The organism is Mycobacterium sp. NS-7484, assembly GCF_001953975.1.
Classification (GTDB): Bacteria; Actinomycetota; Actinomycetes; order Mycobacteriales; family Mycobacteriaceae; genus Mycobacterium.
This window is the reverse complement of record NZ_MBEJ01000005.1, coordinates 56,150-72,293: the sequence shown is the minus strand read 5'-3', so window position 1 is coordinate 72,293 and position 16,144 is coordinate 56,150. Positions and strand designations below refer to the sequence as shown.

Here is a 16,144-nt window from a genome sequence, read left to right as displayed (position 1 = left end):
TGCTCCGATCGTCGGCGTCGTTGCCGGGGCGAAAAAGGATTTACGAGCCTACCGCTTCGGTGGTCAGCACGGGTTTGACCACGTCAGCCGTCTTGGCGGCGGCCCAGGCGGCCTCGAAGTCGTCGAAGGCGTAGCGGGTCACCAAGGCCTCGAGCGGAAGTTCGCCACGGCGGTGCAGATCGACCAGTCGCGGAATGAACGACTGCGGATCACTGTCACCTTCCACCACGCCGCGCACGGTCAGCCCCTTGGCCATGATGAGCACGACCGGAAGCTCAGCGGTCATGGCGCCCAGACCCAGCAGCGCCAGTGACCCGCGCGACCGCAGTACCCCGACCGCACCGGCGATCACGTCCGGGCGGGCGGTGGTGTCGACCGCGGCGGCCGCTCCCCCGGTGAGCTCCAGCACCGCCGCGGCAGCGTCGACGGCCGTCGGGTCGATCGTGGCCGTGGCACCCAATTCGGTTGCCAGTGCACGACGTTGCGCGATCGGGTCGACGGCGATGATGGTGCGGCATCCCGCGATGCGGGCACCCATGACCGCAGAGAGCCCGACGGCGCCGGCGCCGAACACCACGAACGCATCCTCGGGTGTCGGGGCGAGCACGTTGAGCACCGCGCCCACACCGGTCTGCACGCTGCAGCCCAGCGGGGCCGCCAGGGCCGGGTCGATCGGCTCGGGTAGCGCGACTGCGTTGCGGCTGCCGGCGATCGCGTACGTGGCGAAACTGGACTGTCCGAAGAATCCGCCACTGATCGGCTCGCCGGCCAGCCGAAGCGCGCTGGACTCGTCGCGGCGACTGCCGCGCATGTTCAGGTCGGTGGAATGCGCACAGTAGGCGGGAGCGTCGTCCAGACAGTCCGGGCAACTGCCGCAACTGGCGAAGGTGAGCACGACCTGATCACCGATGTGGTGGGTGGCGTCCGGCCCGACCTGGACCACCGTGCCGGCCCCCTCGTGGCCGAACACCATCGGTACCTTGCGGAACCGGGCGGCCATGGTCACGTCGGTGTGGCAGATGCCCACGGCGTCGATCCGGACCAGCACTTCATCGCCGACAGGTTCACGGATCTGTACCTCGGTGAGCTGCGGGTCAGCTCCGGCGTCGAGCAGCACTGCGGCGCGGGCATTGAGCATCCGGTGATGCTAGGCCAACGACTTGACACCTGTCACAATTGGCCGGCGGTCCACTCAAACGGTCTACGCACAAGGAGACAGGCGATGCGTGCAGCACAGATCAGCCGACTCGACGGTCCGGATGCGGTGCAGGTGGTAGAGGTCGAGGAGCCCGCCGGCGAGACCGATGCGGTGGTGATCGACGTCCACGCCGCCGGCGTGGCGTTTCCCGACGCGCTGCTGACCCGCGGTCTCTACCAGTACAAGCCGGACCTGCCGTTCACCCCGGGCGCTGAGGTCGCCGGCGTGGTGCGTTCCGCGCCCGACGATGCCCATGTCTCCGCCGGTGACCGGGTGCTCGGCCTGACCATGCTGTCGGGCGGCATGGCCGAAGTCGTGGCGCTGCCCGCCGAGCGGGTGTTCGCCCTGCCCGACGCGGTGTCGTTCGAGGCCGGGGCCGGCATCCTGTTCAACGACCTCACCGTGCACTTCGCCCTGCGTACCCGCGGCCGGCTGGCCAAGGGCGAGACCGTGCTGGTGCACGGCGCGGCCGGTGGCATCGGAACCTCCGCGCTGCGACTGGCACCCGCACTCGGCGCGTCACGCACCATCGCGGTGGTGTCCACCGAGGAGAAGGCCGAGATCGCCAGGGCCGCAGGGGCATCCGATGTGGTGCTGGCCGAGGGCTTCCGCGATGCGGTCTCCGAACTCACCGGCGGGCGTGGGGTGGACATCGTGGTCGACCCCGTCGGCGGTGACCGTTTCACCGACTCGTTGCGCTCACTGGCCGTGGGCGGCCGACTGCTGGTGGTCGGCTTCACGGGCGGTGAGATCCCCACGGTCAAAGTCAACCGCCTGCTGCTCAACAACGTCGACGTGGTCGGGGCCGGTTGGGGCGCCTGGACGTTCTCCCATCCCGGATATCTTGCCGAGCAGTGGGCCGAACTGCAGCCGTTGTTGGCCTCCGGTGCCGTCGCCGCGCCGCAGCCCGAGGTGTACCCGCTGGAGCAGGCCGCCCAGGCCATCGCCGCCCTGGAGAACCGCACCGCGAAAGGCAAAGTGGTGCTGGCGCTTCGCTGAGCGCGGAATATCCGGGCGGGAGCCGCTGTTGCGGGGTGCGTGACTGAGCAAGCCGAACTGAGCCCCACCGACTGGGTACGCGAGCAGACCCAACGCATCCTGGAACAAGGCACCACCGACGGCGTCGAGGTGCTGGACCGCCCCATCGTGCTGTTCACGACGACGGGCGCCAAATCCGGCAAGAAGCGCTACGTCCCGCTGATGCGGGTGGAGGAGAACGGCCGCTACGCCATGGTGGCCTCCAAGGGCGGAGACCCGGCACACCCTTCCTGGTACTTCAACGTGAAGGCCAACCCGGCTGTCACGGTGCAGGACGGCGACAAGACCGCATCGCTGACGGCTCGCGAGCTCTCCGGTGCCGAGCGCGAACACTGGTGGAAGCTGGCCGTCGAGGCCTACCCGCCGTATGCCGAGTACCAGACCAAGACCACTCGGCAGATCCCGGTGTTCATCGTCGAATGACGGTCACCACCAGCCGAGGGCCTCGGACAGCTGCCGCGCCAACTCGTCGGTGAGCGTGCGCACGTAGGCGCCGGACAGGTGGTGGGTGTCGTGGTAGATCAGCACGTTGCCCTCCACCGCGCGACAGATGGTCGGCCGGCACACGGCGTCGCTGAGGTCCAGCACCTTCATCGAGGGGTACCTGTCCAGGTACTCGAACGTGGGGTTGCGGGCGGCCAGCGCCTCACTGCGAGGCAGCCCGCACGACTCGGCATCACCCCCGTCCGACAGACAGTCGACCGGTGAGAAGAACCAGCCGTCCCGAACCATCCACGGCGTATCCCGCATGCCAAGCATCGGAATACCGTTGGCCGCCAGTTCTTCCCAGATCCCGAGGTAGTAATCGGGCACATAGTCACCGGGTCCGTTGAGGATCGGGCGGGTCGCGGTGAAGAACACGTAATCCGGCCGGTCGGCGATGATCTGGGCCAGCGCTTGGTCCGACCACGTCCGGCAGGACGGATACGGCTGGAAGGAACCCGCGATGATGGGCACCGGTTTGGTGGTCAGCGGGCAACCGAGCTTCAGATAGGTGGTCACCTTGAAGCCGTGCTGCCGGCCGATCTGGTGCAGAGCGGTCAGCCAGTGCTCGGAATGGGACCCGCCGGCCAGCGCAATCGTACGGGCCGCCTCGGGGTCTCCGTATGTACACGTGATCACCTCGTCGCCGGTGAATCCGGTGACGCAATGGTCGACCGACGACGGCGGGATGTCGTCGGCCGCCTCCAGAGCGCTCGGGCGCATCGGCAGTTTGGCGACCCTGCGGTTCTCGATGAGCGCCCGCGCGCCCGGATAGTCGCGAACCGGCAGCATTTCCAATTCCGCACCGCTGGCCCGCGCCGATGCCACATGGCCCCGCCACATCAACGATGTCGCCACCAACATCACCGTCACCAGCACAATGACTATCCCCGTCAAGGCCGCGGCGGGGTTGCGCCACTGCGTGCGCCACGGCGGCTGGGCGAACCGCGCGGTGAGCCACGCCAGCAACGCGGCGACCACGGCGACCGCGCTGCCGTCGACGAGACCGACCGCATCGGTGTTGACGGTGGCCAGCCAGAAGATCAACAGTGGCCAATGCCAGAGGTACAGCGGATACGCCACCGCTCCGAGAGCGACCAACGGTGCGCTGCGCAACGTCTCACCGATCCGGGACCAGATCGGCCACCCGCGGAGCCGGGCCGGGCGGGTCACGAGCGCCGCGGCCAGCACGCCGACCAGTGGCTGCCAGGCGCGCGCGGCGGTGCTGTAGTAGGCCGGCATCGGGTTGTCCGAGTGCGTCACCACCGCGTAGTACAGCGACGCCACCATCGCGGCACCGCAGGCCGCCATCAGCACATCGCGCCGCAGAGACCGGCCCCGACGCCTCGTCACCGCCGTCACCACGGCGGCCAGTGCCAGGAATCCGGCCGCGAACTGAGCCAGCACCGAGACCGCCCACAGGTGGTGCAGGGGCGTCACCGCCGCACCGGCCTGCACATAGTCCTCGGCCGACTGGAGCAACTGCCAGTTCTGGTAGAAACCCAGGCCGGCCAGCGTCTGCTCGGCGAATGCCTCCCACCGGGTCTGCGGTTGAATCAGCACGGTCAGTACCGCGCACACGGCAATCATGAGAACCATCGGCGGCACCAACCACCGCACCAGCCAGGCGAATTCGCCGGCCATGGCGCTCGGGCCCGCCGTACCGATGTGGTGCAGCACTCGCCGGCCGAGCAGAACCCCCGTCAGCATGAACAGGACATCGAGTCCGGCACTGGCCTGACCGAACCAGAAATGGCCGACGACCACCATCACGATGGCCACGCCGCTCAACCCGATCAGGGGGTCACTCGCCTGCGGCCGCACGGCAGAAACGCGGACCGGATCGTCAACAATTGCCTGCACGATGAAACTTCCTGCGCCGTCTTCGCCGATGGTCGACGAAACCGCCCCTCGGGCACGCCGTTCGCCGCAGCGAGCATAGGTCACCGCTCGGCGGCTCGTGTGATGTGACCCGGGACACTATCGAAACTGGTTGCGCTGTAGCCAAACTCACACTCTAAGAATTGCTTTTACCTAGCGTTTGACGGGACCATGGAAGGGTCCCTGTTCCTCGGGCGATCCCCGAGGTGTGGACGTCAACAACACATGAGTCCCCGTGATCCGGGGCACTTTGAGGAGTGAGAAGTATGTCCTTCGCACAGTTTCGCGCGAACCAGAAGCGCGCCAACATGCGGCGCCGCCTCTACGCGCGGATCAACGAACTGCCCAACTCGACGGTTCGTGAAGAGTTGATCGCAGTCGTACAGCGGTACGAGCTTCAGGATGCACATCGCTGAGATGACGAGCCCGCTGTACAGAGCCGGTGGCCCGAAGGCCCCGGCTCTGTTGTTTTCGGTGGGCCCCCGGGCGCGGGCAATCTCCGCAGTGGCTAATGGGTGCTGGCCGCTGGGCGGACGATGATCTCGTTGACATCCACTTCGGCCGGCTGGCCGACGGCGAAGGCGATGGCATCGGCGATGGCTGACGCGGGAATGGCGACCGCCCGGTAGTCCCGCATCGCCGAACGTGCCGCCTCGTCGGAGATCGACTCGGCCAGCTCAGATTCTGTGACACCCGGGGACACGACACTGACCCGGATGTCACCCGAACTCTCCTTGCGTAGTCCCTCGGAGATCGCCCACACCGCGAACTTGGTGGCGCAATAGACCGCCGCAGTCCGTTCCACCTCGTGGGCACCGATGGATGCCAGGTTGACGATGTGGCCGCCGCCCTGGGCCCGCATCACCGGCAGGACAGCGCCGATGCCGTGCAGCACGCCGCGGATGTTCACATCGATCATGCGGTTCCACTCGTCGGCACGGCGCTCGGCCAGCATCGACAGCGGCATCACCCCGGCGTTGTTGACCATCACGTCCGCACGGCCATAGGTGCTGAGTGCGGCGGCTACGAACCGCTCGACATCATCAGCGTCGGTGACGTCCAGACGGCGGAAGGCTGCTGCGCCACCGGCACTTCGGAGTTCGTCGACCAGGCATTGCAGCCGATCGGTACGGCGGGCACCGAGAAACACCTGGTGCCCGTCGGCGGCCAGGCGCCGCGCGGTGGCCTCGCCGATACCGCTGGAGGCTCCGGTGATCAAGACCGTCTTGTTCATCTGTGTTCCTTCCTCAGATCGCTTGCTGGGTGGGCAGGATGGTGATCTCGGTCAGGTTCACGTGTCGGGGCACCGCGGCAATGAAGGCGATCGTTTCCGCCACATCGGCGGCGGTGAGGACGTCGATCTCGTCGATCAGATCGGCCATCAGCTTCGAGGCGTCCGGATCGGTGACGTGCAACGGCAATTCGGTGTCGACCATCCCGGGTTCGATGGTGGCGACCCGGACGTTCTTGCGGCCCAGCTCAACTCGCAACAGCCTGGTGAGCTGGCTGATGTACGCCTTTGTGCCCGAATACACCGAGAACTTTTCCAACACCCTCGTTGCAGCGATCGACGAGGTGGTGATCAGATCGGCGGGCTTTCCGTCGGCGGCCGAAGCGACGAGCTGCGGCACGAAGGCACCGATGACGTTCATCACCCCGGTGACGTTGAGGTCGATCTGGCGCTGCCATTCATCGAATTTGACGTCCTCGACCGGTGAGATGAGCTGGACTCCGGCATTGGCGAACACCAGATCGGCCCCGCCGAAGCGGTGGTCGACCTGCTCGGCGACGGCTTTGACTGCCTCGCGGTCGGTGACGTCGACCGGGAGGGCCAACGCGGTGCCCCCGCGCTCGGTGATCTGCTGGGCCAGGGCCGCCAGCCGGTCGGCCCGGCGCGCGGTAAGCACCACCGTGGCGCCCAGCGCGGCCAGGCGTAGCGCGGTGGCCTCGCCGATACCGCTGGAGGCGCCGGTGACGACAGCGACCCGCTCGGCCAGTGGGGTTGCGGTGATGAGGGTGGACATGTGGTTCTCCTTTCGTGACGACGTGACACCACCCAGACAACCGGCAATCGGATGACTTTGGGGCGGTCAGACCCGCCCTGTCTATCGGGGGACAAACTGGGCCACCTTCGGCGTCGACAACCGGCGCGCAGCGGGCAGACTGGCAGCATGACCGACCGAAAATCTTCGGAGCTGGCCGAATTCCTCAGCGCGCGGCGGGCACAGTTGAGCCCGCAGGCGGCCGGTCTCGACGACGAGACGGTTGCGCGTCGCCGGGTGCCGGGGTTGCGCCGCGAGGAGCTGGCCAGACTGGCCGGGGTCAGCGTGGACTACTACACCCGCCTCGAGCAGGGCCGCAGCCGCAGCGCCTCGACCGATGTGCTCGACGCGCTGGCCGGCGCGCTGCAGCTCAACGAGGCCGAGCGTCAGCACCTACATCACCTGGCGCGACGCCAGCCCACCCAACGCAAGCGGCGATCGCGGCCCCAATCGGTGGACGGCGCCACCCTGCGTCTGCTGGAATTGCTCGACCAGGTGTGTTCACCGGCGTTCGTCCTGGGCCGGCGCCTGGACGTGCTGGCCCACAACCGATTGGCCGGGGCCCTGGTCACCGAGTTCCGCGAGTTGCCCGCCGCCCAACGTAACCAGGCCCGCTTCGTCTTCTTCGATCCGCATGCCCGTGAGCTCTACGCGGATTGGGAGCAGGTGGCCGCCGATACCGTCGCCATGTTGCGGCTCGATGCCGGACGCCATCCCGACGACGACAAGCTGGCCGCCCTCGTCGGCGAATTGTCCATCCGTTCGGTGGAATTCCGATCCTGGTGGTCCAACCACACCGTGGAACGGCGGACGACCGGAACCAAGGCCTACCATCATCCGTTGGTCGGTGATCTGACCGTCGATTACCAAGCCCTCAACCCGTCGGCCGACCCAGATCAGATCCTCATCATCTACACCACCGCAGCCGGATCTGCCGACGAGACGGCACTGCGCCTGCTGGCGAATTGGCATGGGGACGAACGTGTTCGGTCACCCGAGGGACAACCAGGGGCTGACGCCGCGTCGTGATCGCGGCAGCCAGCCGAACGGGTCGGGGCCGTCGGGCTGGTACTCCAGGCTGACGTGACCGCGGTAGTCGCGACGGCCAAGGTGGCTCAGGTGGGCCGGGATGTCCATGGCTCCGGTGCCGGGCGCGCCTCGTCCCGGTGCATCGGCGATCTGGACGTGACCGATACGGTCGATGTGGCGGTCGATCACCGCGGTGATGTCGTCACCGTTGACCTGCAGGTGGTACAGGTCGGCGAGAAGCTTCAGCGCCGTCACTCCCGTTTCCCGTTCGACGCGTTCGATCACCGCGATCGCCTCGTCCGCGGTCTTCAAGGGGTACGCCGGTACGCCGCTGAGGGGTTCGATGAGGATCGTGGCACCGATGCCCTGGGCCAGCCGGCCGGCGTGCGCGAGGTTCTCCAACGCGGTCTCGTCTTGTGTGGACTGGTCCAGCCCCTCACGTCGGTTGCCGTAGAGCGCGTTGAATGCCTTGGTGTCCAGCCGTTGTGCGATGCCGATGGCGACGTCGACGTTGTCTCGGAAGGTATTGCGCCGCGCGGGGTCCGAGACCAGCCCTCTGTCCCCCGCGGCCATGTCACCACCGGTGAAGTTCATCGCCGCCAGGCGCACCCCGGCGTCCTCGACGGACCGCACAAACGCGTCGACCTCCGGGCCAGGTGGAACCGGATCGTCGAAGGGCCACCAGAATTCGACTGCCTCGAAGCCGGCGCGGCGGGCTGCGTCGGGTCGTTGCAGCAGGGGCAGCTCGGGGAACAGGATCGAGCAGTTGACGACGAAGCGTGCAGTGGTACTCACGGGACCTCGGTTCAGCCGCGGCCGAAGTACGGCATGGCCCGGGCCATCACCGTCAGCGAGGGAACCGACACGTCCAGCGGCAGCTCGACGAGGTGAGCGACCGCGCGGGCCACATGCTCGACGTCGAAAGTCGGTTCCGCCGCGAGACTTCCGTCGGCCTGCAAAGTCTGGTGGCTGAACCCGGCGGTCATGTCCGTGGCAGCGTTGCCGATGTCGATCTGGGTGATGCAGATGTCGATGTCGCGCAGGTCCAACAACATCGACGCGCTCAGCCCGCTGATCGCATGTTTGGTGGTGGTGTAGGCCAGGCTGTTGGGCCGGGGCCGGTGCGCCGACAGGGAGCCGTTGTTGATGATCCGGCCGCCTCGGGGTAGCTGGGAAGCCATGAGGCGGGCGGCCTCGCGTGCGCAGTACACCGCTCCGTCGACGTTGGTGCGCCAGGTGGTGCGCCACCCTTCGTCGTCGATGTCGAGGATCGAGGCCGAAGGGCCGAACACGCCGGCGTTGTTGAACAACACATCCACGCGACCGAACGATGCGACGGTCTCGGCGAACAAGGCCTGCACCGACGCCGAGTCGGTGACATCGGTTTGCACCACCAACGCATTCGGCCGGTGCGCCGCCACCTGTGCCAACGTCTCAGGCCGGCGACCGGCGAGCACCACGTGATGGCCGGCGTCCAACAGAACCTGCGCGGTGGCGCGGCCGATGCCGCTGCCCGCTCCGGTGACGACGACGACTTTCGGGTCTTTGTCCACGTCGTCGATTGTGCCGTGGCAGCGGTTCAGTGCGTCGGCGTGCCGCCCGCCGGACTCGGACGGGCGGCGGTGAAGAAGGCCATGACCACCGCGCTCACACCGATCATCGCCGCGGCCAGGAACGCCGCGTGCACGCCCGAGATGTCGGGTGCTCCGCCCGACTGCGAGGCCTTGGTCATCACCGTCACGAACAAAGCAGTGCCCGCGGCGCCGGCCACCTGCTGCAACGTCGTCAAGATCGCGCTGCCGTGCGAGTACAGACGATCCGGCAGTACGGCGAGCGCGTCGGTCATCAACGGGGTGAACATCATCGACAGGCCGACCATCATGAGGGTCTGCAGCGCGACGAGTTCCCAGATCGGTGAGGCGGCCGACAGCGCGGTGAAACCCCACAGCGATGCGCACAGCAGCATCGACCCCGGTACCACCAGCATCCGCGCGCCGTGACGGTCATATGCCCGGCCCACCAACGGTCCGGCCAGGCCCATGAGCAATCCACCCGGCAGGGTCGCCAGCCCGGCCACCAAGGCACTGTGGCCCAGCACGTCCTGCACGTACAGCGGCACCATGATGATGGCCCCGAACAATCCCATGAAGCCGAGGACCACCAGACTCAGTGACACCGAGAACCGCCGGTAGGTGAACGGCCGCAGGTCGAGGAACGCGCGGTCCCGGCGCTGCAGCTGTACCTGGCGTGCTCCGAAAGCCACCATCGCCACCGCGCCGAGTGCCATCGGCGCCCAGGCGGGGATGCCCGGCCCGCCATGCGCGGCCTCGCCCAACAGTGAGAGGCCGAAGACCAGGCCGGCGAATGCGACCGCCGACAACGGCACCGAGATCGGGTCGATCGGGGCCGGTTCCTCCCGTTCGTCCTCGACCCGCAACCACCTCAGGCCGGCGGCCAACGAAGCCAGCGCGATCGGCAGCACGATCCAGAACATCCACCGCCAGTCCAGCGAGCCGAGGATGAAGCCGGACAGCGTGGGCCCGATCGCCGGGGCGACCGCGATGACGATCGAGATGGTGCCCATCATCTGTCCGCGCCGGTCGGCTGGAATCAACGTCATCACCGTCGTCATCAACAGCGGCATCATCACCGCGGTGCCGCACGCCTGCACGATCCGCCCGGCCATCAGCACCGCGAAACCCGGTGCGAGGGCGGCCACGAGCGTGCCGGTGCAGAACAGCGACATCGAGGTGAGGTAGATCCCGCGCACCGGATACCGCTGCAGCAGCGAGCCCGACATGGGGATGACCACGGCCATGGTCAGCAGGAAACCGCTGGTGAGCCATTGCGCCGTGCTGGCGGAAATGTGCAGATCCACGATCAACGCCGGCAATGCGACGCTCATGATCGTCTCGTTGAGGATCATCACGAACGCGGACCCGACCAGCAACGCGATGATGACGTTGGGGCTCGACTCGGCACGCGGTCGCGTCGCGATCTCCCCCGTGTCCGGTCCCGCTGTCATCACCACTCCTGTCTCAATCGGCACTTTCGCAGCACCCCAGGGTAGGTGGCCGACCCCGCGACGGGGAAACCAGTTTTTCCGGCTGAGCCCTCGATAATCAACGATGCGTCTGCCAAGATGGCATACGGTCCATTGACCAGACGGTGTGTCTAGCGAAATTTTCGGATTCGAGGAGCGAGATGCCACAGACGCCTACTTCCCTGCGTCCTCAGCCGGCGGAGTACGACGCCGAATGGGTCCGCGCGAAGTACGCGCTCGAACGTGACAAGCGTCTGCGCCCCGATGCCGTCGACCAGTACGTCGAGGTCACCGCCGACTTCTCGCACTACGCCGACGATCCCTACACCGAGTGGGTCGACCGTGAGCCGGTGCACGACCACGTGCAGGTGGTGATCATCGGCGCCGGGCTCGGCAGCCTGATCGCCGCCGCCAGGCTGCAGGAGGCCGGCGTCACCGACATCCGGATCGTCGACACCGCGGGCGACTTCGGTGGCACGTGGTACTGGAACCGTTACCCCGGCGCCCAGTGCGACATCGAGTCCTATATCTACCTGCCGCTGCTCGAAGAGCTGAACTACATGCCCACCGAGCGCTATGCCCATGGGCCGGAGATCCGCGCACACCTGCAGGCCATCGCCCGGCACTACGGGCTGTACCGAAATGCATTGCTGCAAACCACCGTCACCGGCATGCGCTGGAATGAGCAGGACGCGCACTGGGAAATCTCGACCAACCGCGGCGATGTGTTCACCGCGTCGCTGGTCACCGTCTCCCCGGGATCGCTCACCCGCCCGAAACTGCCCGGCATCCCGGGAATCAACGAATTCACCGGGCACACCTTCCACACCAGCCGCTGGGATTACGGCTACACCGGCGGCGATGAGACCGGCGGGCTGACCAAGCTGGCCGACAAGCGCGTCGGCATCATCGGCACCGGCGCGACGGGCCTGCAGTGCATCCCGCACCTGGGCCGGTGGGCGCAGAAACTCTATGTGTTCCAACGGACTCCGAGCACCGTCGCCGAACGCGGCAACCGGCCCACCGACCGCGACTGGGCCGCCGGTCTGCAGCCGGGCTGGCAGCGGGAACGGATGGAGAACTTCACCCGGGTCACCTGCGGGGTCGAGATGGACCTTGATCTCACCGAGGACGGCTGGACGCGCAATGCGTTGGAGCTGACCGATTCTGCGGTGATCCGCGAGACCGCCCGCCTCGGCCGAGAGATGACCCCGCAGGAGATCGACGCGTTCCTGTTCCGCGCCGACTTCGACGCGATGGAACGCCTGCGCCGACGGATCAGCGACACCGTGCACGACGAGAAGACCGCCGAGGCGCTCAAGCCCTGGTTCCGCCTGATGTGCAAACGCGCCGGTTACCACGACGAATACCTCAAGACCTTCAACCGCGACAGCGTCGAACTGGTCGACACCGACGGCCGTGGAGTGGAGCGGTTCACCGAGACGGCCGCCGTCGTCGACGGCGTCGAATACGAGCTCGACGCGTTGATCTTCGCAACCGGGTTCGAGGTCGGCACCGAATTCACCCGGCGCCTCGGGTTCGAGATCGTCGGCCGCGACAATGTCCGACTGAGCGACAAATGGGCCAAGGGCATGCGGACCCTGCACGGGCTGCAGACCCACGGCTTCCCCAACTGCTTCTTTCTGGGCTACACCCAATCCGGCGTCTCCCCCAACTACACCCACACCGCCGAGGAGCGCGCCCGCCACTTCGCCTATCTGGTCAGCACATTCGTCGAGCGCAAGGCGACAACCATCGAGGCCACCGCCGAGGCCGAGGAAGAGTGGTTGGCGGCGATGAACGAGGCCTCGGTCAAGCCGAAGGCCTTCTACGCCGACTGCACGCCGAGCTACCTCAGTTCCGAAGGCGACAAGGACAACCCACACGGCATGCTGTCGACCAACTTCGGCGGTAAGCCCGTCGAGTTCTTCGACATGTTGGCCAAGTGGCGCTCGACGGGCCAGCTGGAGGGTGTGATCTTGACGTGACCGAAACGACGCACGTCGACGACACCGACGCCGGGGCACCGAAACTCACGATGCGCGATCGTCATCGCATCATGACGCGTGAGCACATCATGGCCGCCGCCCTGGAAGCCTTCGGCGAGCGCGGTTATGTCGCGGTCACCATCGACGACATCGTGCGGCGTGCCGGGATCGGTCGAGCCACCTTTTACCTGCATTTCGACAGCAAGGCCGCGGTGCTGCGCGAGCTGCGCAACACCCGGATGATGGTGTGGTCCCAGCAGGATGCGCCGCGCGGCGGCAAGTCGGGACGGCCGTCGGTTCGGGCCTTCTTCGAGAAAGTGGTCGACTTCTACACCGCCGCACCGGAGCTTTACATGGCGCTGCACCAAGCCCGCGCCGCCGACCCGGAATTCGCCGCCGCCCACCGGGCCACCATGGAAGCCAACATCGAGGACTGGATTGCCAACGACGCCATCCCCGGCGCCGGCGAGGCTCAGATCCGCTTGGCGATCGCGATGATGTACACCATGGTCGACTCCTTCATGCATCTCTGGCTCGTCGACGGGTGGCCGCTGGACCGCGAGGCCGCCATCGAGGCGATGACCGATGCCCTCTACGCCACCATGCGCTGAAACCCTCACCAAGACAGGAACTCCCGATGACGGACCGACGGTATCTGCATCTGAACCTGGTAGCCAACGACATCAACCTGCACCAGGGCGCGTACGGCTACGAACAGGCGCACGGAATCGCCGAGCGCAGCACCTTCGAGCGCCTGCTCGAGTACGGGCGCTTCGGTGACGAGGGCTTGTTCACCGCGCTGTTCGTCGGTGACATCCCCGGCATGCAGGGCTCACCGGCCTTCGACGGCGGCCCGGCCGAACCCATCACCGCGCTGACCGCGATATCCCAGCACACCAAGCACGTCGGCCTCATCGCCACCGCGTCGACGACGTTCTACGACCCGTACAACCTGGCCCGCTTGCTGGCCTCACTCGACCAGGCGTCTGACGGCCGTGCCGGATACAACGCCGTCACCTCCGTCATCGATGACTTCGCGCTGAACTACAGCCTGGCACAGCATTTGGATCGGGAAGAACGCTACCAGCGCGCCGACGAGTTCCTCGATGTGCTTCGATCGCTGTGGGACAACCGCGAGCTGCGCCGCGATCCCGACGGCCGCACCCGGTTCTACGCGGAGCCGATCAACCACCGGGGCAACCTGTTTCAGGTCTCCGGCCCACTCAACATCGCACCCAGCCGGCAAGGCCGACCACTGATCGCGCAGGCCGGTGGCTCCGGGGCGGGCATCCGGGTGGCCGCCAAGTACGCCGAGATGGTGTTCACCAACTCCTCCACCCGCGAGGGCGCCGCGGTCTACCGCGAGACCCTGGACAAGGCGCTGGCCGCCCAGGACCGTGAACCCGGCTCCGTGCCGGCGATCCCCGGCCTCATTCCCTATGTCGGCAAGACCGTCAAAGAAGCCGAGGAGCGGCTGCACGAGCTGGACAGCTACGTCGACTGGGCGCCCATCGCCCCGTTTGCCTTGGGCCAGTTCGGTATCGACATCCCGCTCGACGACATCGACGCACCGTTCCCGGTCGCGGCGCTGCCGGTCCCGGCCGACGTCGAGAAGACGATCAAGAGCACCTTCGGCAACTATGTGGGGCTGTACAACTGGATTCAGGAACGCCCGGAGGTGACGGTGCGTGAAGTCGTGGCCCAGGCGGTCGGCCGCGGCGGCGCCACCCACCGCAAGTTCGTCGGCTCCTACGACGATCTCGTCGAGGACTTCGCAGCCTGGCATTCCGACGGCAACGTCGGCGGATTCAACCTGATGCTCTCCGCGGGTGCGCAGTCCATCCGCGAGTTCATCGACGAGGTGGTCCCCCGGCTCATCGACCGCGGTATCTATCGCGCCACCCCGGCGGATCGGCCCTTGCGCGAGCGGTTCTGAGGCTAGAGTCCCTGCCGGCAGGCGAAACGGCAAGGAAAGTCGATGACGACGAGCGAACAACCCACTGCGGCAGGCGAAGAACACCCACCCCGGCGCCACGGCGTCATGCAGTCGTTCACCGGGCTGTGTGTCCGCTACGTCGAACGTCTGATGCCCGACCCGTATCTTTTCGCGGTCATCCTCACCCTCATCGTCGCGGCGCTGGTGGCGGTGTTGGTCGACGGCGCGTCGGCCGACGGCATGCTCAAGGCGTGGTACGGCGGGGTGTGGGGCTCGCAGAACATCTTCACATTCGCCTTCCAGATGGTGTTGATCCTGGTGACGGGCTACACGTTGGCCGAGGCGCCGATCCTGAAACGGGCCATCGGCTACATCGCCGCCAAGCCGAACAACCAGGTGCAGGGGGCGCTGCTCTGTTTCGCGGTGAGCGCGGTGCTGTCGCTGCTCAACTGGGGGCTGGGACTGGTGGCCGGCGCGTTGGTGGCCCGGCAGGTGGCACGGCGGTTCACCGATGCAGATTTCGGCTACCTGATCGCCGCGGCATTCATGGGCTTCATCGTCTGGACCCAGGGCCTGTCGTCGTCGATCGCGCTGGCCAACACCGACAGCAGCAGTCCGATCAACGTGATCCACAAGATCACCGGCATCACGGTGCCGTTGAGCCAGACCATCTTCCAGCCCTACAGCTGGCTCTCGGTGATCGTCGTGCTCGCCGTGCTCGCGCTGGCGATCTGGCGCATGGCGCCGGCCCAGGGCCTGGCACCGGATCCTGCGGTGTTCGAAGACGAGGAGCAACCGGACAGCGAAACGCACGACGACACCGACGTCAGCAGGAAAAAGACGTTCGCCGAATGGCTGGAAAACCTGTGGATCCTCAACGTTTTGGTGTTCGTCGCCGGGATCGCGTACTTCGTGCTCAGTGGTTTCGCCCTGAACATCTCGTCGATGATCATGTTGTTCACCATCACGAGCGCGTTGTTGCACCGCACCCCGATCCGGTTCATCCGGGCGTTCACCGGCGCGGCGAAGGTGTCCGGGCCACTGCTGCTGCAGTATCCGCTGTACGGCGGACTGGTCGGCTTGTTGGGCTATCAGGCAATCGAGGACACCAAACCGCTGCAGACCCTGCTGGCCGAGGCGGTGGTCAACGGGGCGACGCAGTACACCCTGCCGTTCCTGACGTTCATCGGCTCGTTGATCATCAGCCTCTTCGTGCCGTCCGGCGGCGGGCACTGGGCCGTGCAGGGCCCGATCGCCGTGGACTCGGCGTTGGCGGTCGGGCAGCAATCCCCGGCCTACCTCGGGTTGATGTCGATGTCCGTCGCCGTCGGTGAAGGGGTGGCGAACATGATCCAGCCGTTCTGGCTGCTGCCGCTGTTGGCCATCGCGAAACTCAATGTGCGCCAGGTGATGGGCTTTACGGTCGTGGCCTTCCTGATCGGGTTGGTGGTCCTGGGTGCGACGATGTTGATCGCACCGTTGGTGATCTGAGGCGTCGGAGGGAGC

At 66.8% G+C, this 16,144-nt stretch carries 15 protein-coding genes; 8 read left to right on the top strand and 7 right to left on the bottom strand.

All coding sequences use genetic code 11. The features are described 5' to 3' along the window. Window positions 1-40 precede the first annotated feature (40 nt). Window positions 41-1,138 (bottom strand): NAD(P)-dependent alcohol dehydrogenase, encoded by a 1,098-nt coding sequence (locus tag A5733_RS00750; protein ID WP_076238694.1) that lies wholly within the window; start codon window positions 1,136-1,138, stop codon window positions 41-43. 84 nt (window positions 1,139-1,222) lie between these two features. Between A5733_RS00750 and A5733_RS00745 the strand changes: the two genes are divergently transcribed. Both A5733_RS00745 and A5733_RS00740 read left to right on the top strand, forming a co-directional pair. Further along, complete coding sequence (locus A5733_RS00745) at window positions 1,223-2,197, top strand: NADPH:quinone oxidoreductase family protein (RefSeq protein ID WP_076238693.1); 975 nt, start codon at window positions 1,223-1,225, stop codon at window positions 2,195-2,197. Between the two features lie 39 nt (window positions 2,198-2,236). Then, the gene (locus A5733_RS00740; RefSeq protein WP_067776834.1) at window positions 2,237-2,659 is read left to right on the top strand and encodes a nitroreductase family deazaflavin-dependent oxidoreductase; all 423 of its coding nucleotides are present in this window, start codon (window positions 2,237-2,239) and stop codon (window positions 2,657-2,659) included. A 3-nt stretch (window positions 2,660-2,662) separates the two neighbouring features. Here A5733_RS00740 and A5733_RS00735 read toward each other — a convergent pair whose 3' ends face one another. Further along, window positions 2,663-4,582, bottom strand: coding sequence for an acyltransferase family protein (locus A5733_RS00735; RefSeq protein ID WP_083665919.1), 1,920 nt, complete (start codon window positions 4,580-4,582; stop codon window positions 2,663-2,665). Window positions 4,583-4,866: 284 nt separating this feature from the next. Between A5733_RS00735 and A5733_RS26890 the strand changes: the two genes are divergently transcribed. Next, window positions 4,867-5,016 carry a hypothetical protein gene (locus A5733_RS26890; RefSeq protein ID WP_142253731.1) on the top strand — a complete coding sequence of 50 codons (150 nt, stop codon included), beginning with the start codon at window positions 4,867-4,869 and terminating at the stop codon, window positions 5,014-5,016. 92 nt (window positions 5,017-5,108) lie between these two features. On the opposite strand, the gene A5733_RS00730 is transcribed toward A5733_RS26890, so the two are convergent. Together A5733_RS00730 and A5733_RS00725 are read right to left on the bottom strand one after the other, a co-directional pair. Then, window positions 5,109-5,834, bottom strand: coding sequence for an SDR family oxidoreductase (locus A5733_RS00730; RefSeq protein ID WP_076238691.1), 726 nt, complete (start codon window positions 5,832-5,834; stop codon window positions 5,109-5,111). A gap of 13 nt (window positions 5,835-5,847) precedes the next feature. Beyond that, on the bottom strand, window positions 5,848-6,624 hold the full coding sequence (locus tag A5733_RS00725) for an SDR family oxidoreductase (protein WP_076238690.1): 777 nt from the start codon (window positions 6,622-6,624) through the stop codon (window positions 5,848-5,850). A 147-nt stretch (window positions 6,625-6,771) separates the two neighbouring features. Here A5733_RS00725 and A5733_RS00720 point away from each other — a divergent pair, with 147 nt between their 5' ends. Further along, complete coding sequence (locus A5733_RS00720; RefSeq protein WP_076238689.1) at window positions 6,772-7,671, top strand: helix-turn-helix domain-containing protein; 900 nt, start codon at window positions 6,772-6,774, stop codon at window positions 7,669-7,671. Here A5733_RS00720 and A5733_RS00715 read toward each other — a convergent pair. The 3 genes from A5733_RS00715 to A5733_RS00705 are packed head-to-tail and all read right to left on the bottom strand — an operon-like array spanning window position 7,633 to window position 10,696. Continuing rightward, window positions 7,633-8,466, bottom strand: a complete 834-nt coding sequence (locus tag A5733_RS00715; protein ID WP_076238688.1) for a hydroxypyruvate isomerase family protein — start codon at window positions 8,464-8,466, stop codon at window positions 7,633-7,635. The two genes, A5733_RS00720 and A5733_RS00715, sit on opposite strands and share 39 nt — an antisense overlap. Before the next feature lie 11 nt (window positions 8,467-8,477). Then, on the bottom strand, window positions 8,478-9,224 hold the full coding sequence (locus A5733_RS00710) for an SDR family oxidoreductase (RefSeq protein WP_076238687.1): 747 nt from the start codon (window positions 9,222-9,224) through the stop codon (window positions 8,478-8,480). A 26-nt stretch (window positions 9,225-9,250) separates the two neighbouring features. After that, window positions 9,251-10,696, bottom strand: coding sequence for a DHA2 family efflux MFS transporter permease subunit (locus tag A5733_RS00705; RefSeq protein WP_076238711.1), 1,446 nt, complete (start codon window positions 10,694-10,696; stop codon window positions 9,251-9,253). Between the two features lie 179 nt (window positions 10,697-10,875). Between A5733_RS00705 and A5733_RS00700 the strand changes: the two genes are divergently transcribed. From A5733_RS00700 to A5733_RS00685, 4 genes are all read left to right on the top strand, one after another. After that, window positions 10,876-12,702 (top strand): NAD(P)/FAD-dependent oxidoreductase, encoded by a 1,827-nt coding sequence (locus A5733_RS00700; RefSeq protein ID WP_076238686.1) that lies wholly within the window; start codon window positions 10,876-10,878, stop codon window positions 12,700-12,702. After that, entirely contained in the window at window positions 12,699-13,313 is a 615-nt protein-coding gene (locus tag A5733_RS00695) for a TetR/AcrR family transcriptional regulator (protein WP_076238685.1), read from the top strand. The genes A5733_RS00700 and A5733_RS00695 overlap by 4 nt, the downstream gene beginning before the upstream one ends. A 26-nt stretch (window positions 13,314-13,339) precedes the next feature. Further along, window positions 13,340-14,638: an NtaA/DmoA family FMN-dependent monooxygenase gene (locus A5733_RS00690; RefSeq protein ID WP_076238684.1), complete on the top strand. Its 1,299-nt coding sequence runs from the start codon at window positions 13,340-13,342 to the stop codon at window positions 14,636-14,638. Window positions 14,639-14,743: 105 nt separating this feature from the next. Further along, on the top strand, window positions 14,744-16,129 hold the full coding sequence (locus A5733_RS00685) for a TIGR00366 family protein (protein ID WP_142253736.1): 1,386 nt from the start codon (window positions 14,744-14,746) through the stop codon (window positions 16,127-16,129). Window positions 16,130-16,144: the final 15 nt, after the last annotated feature.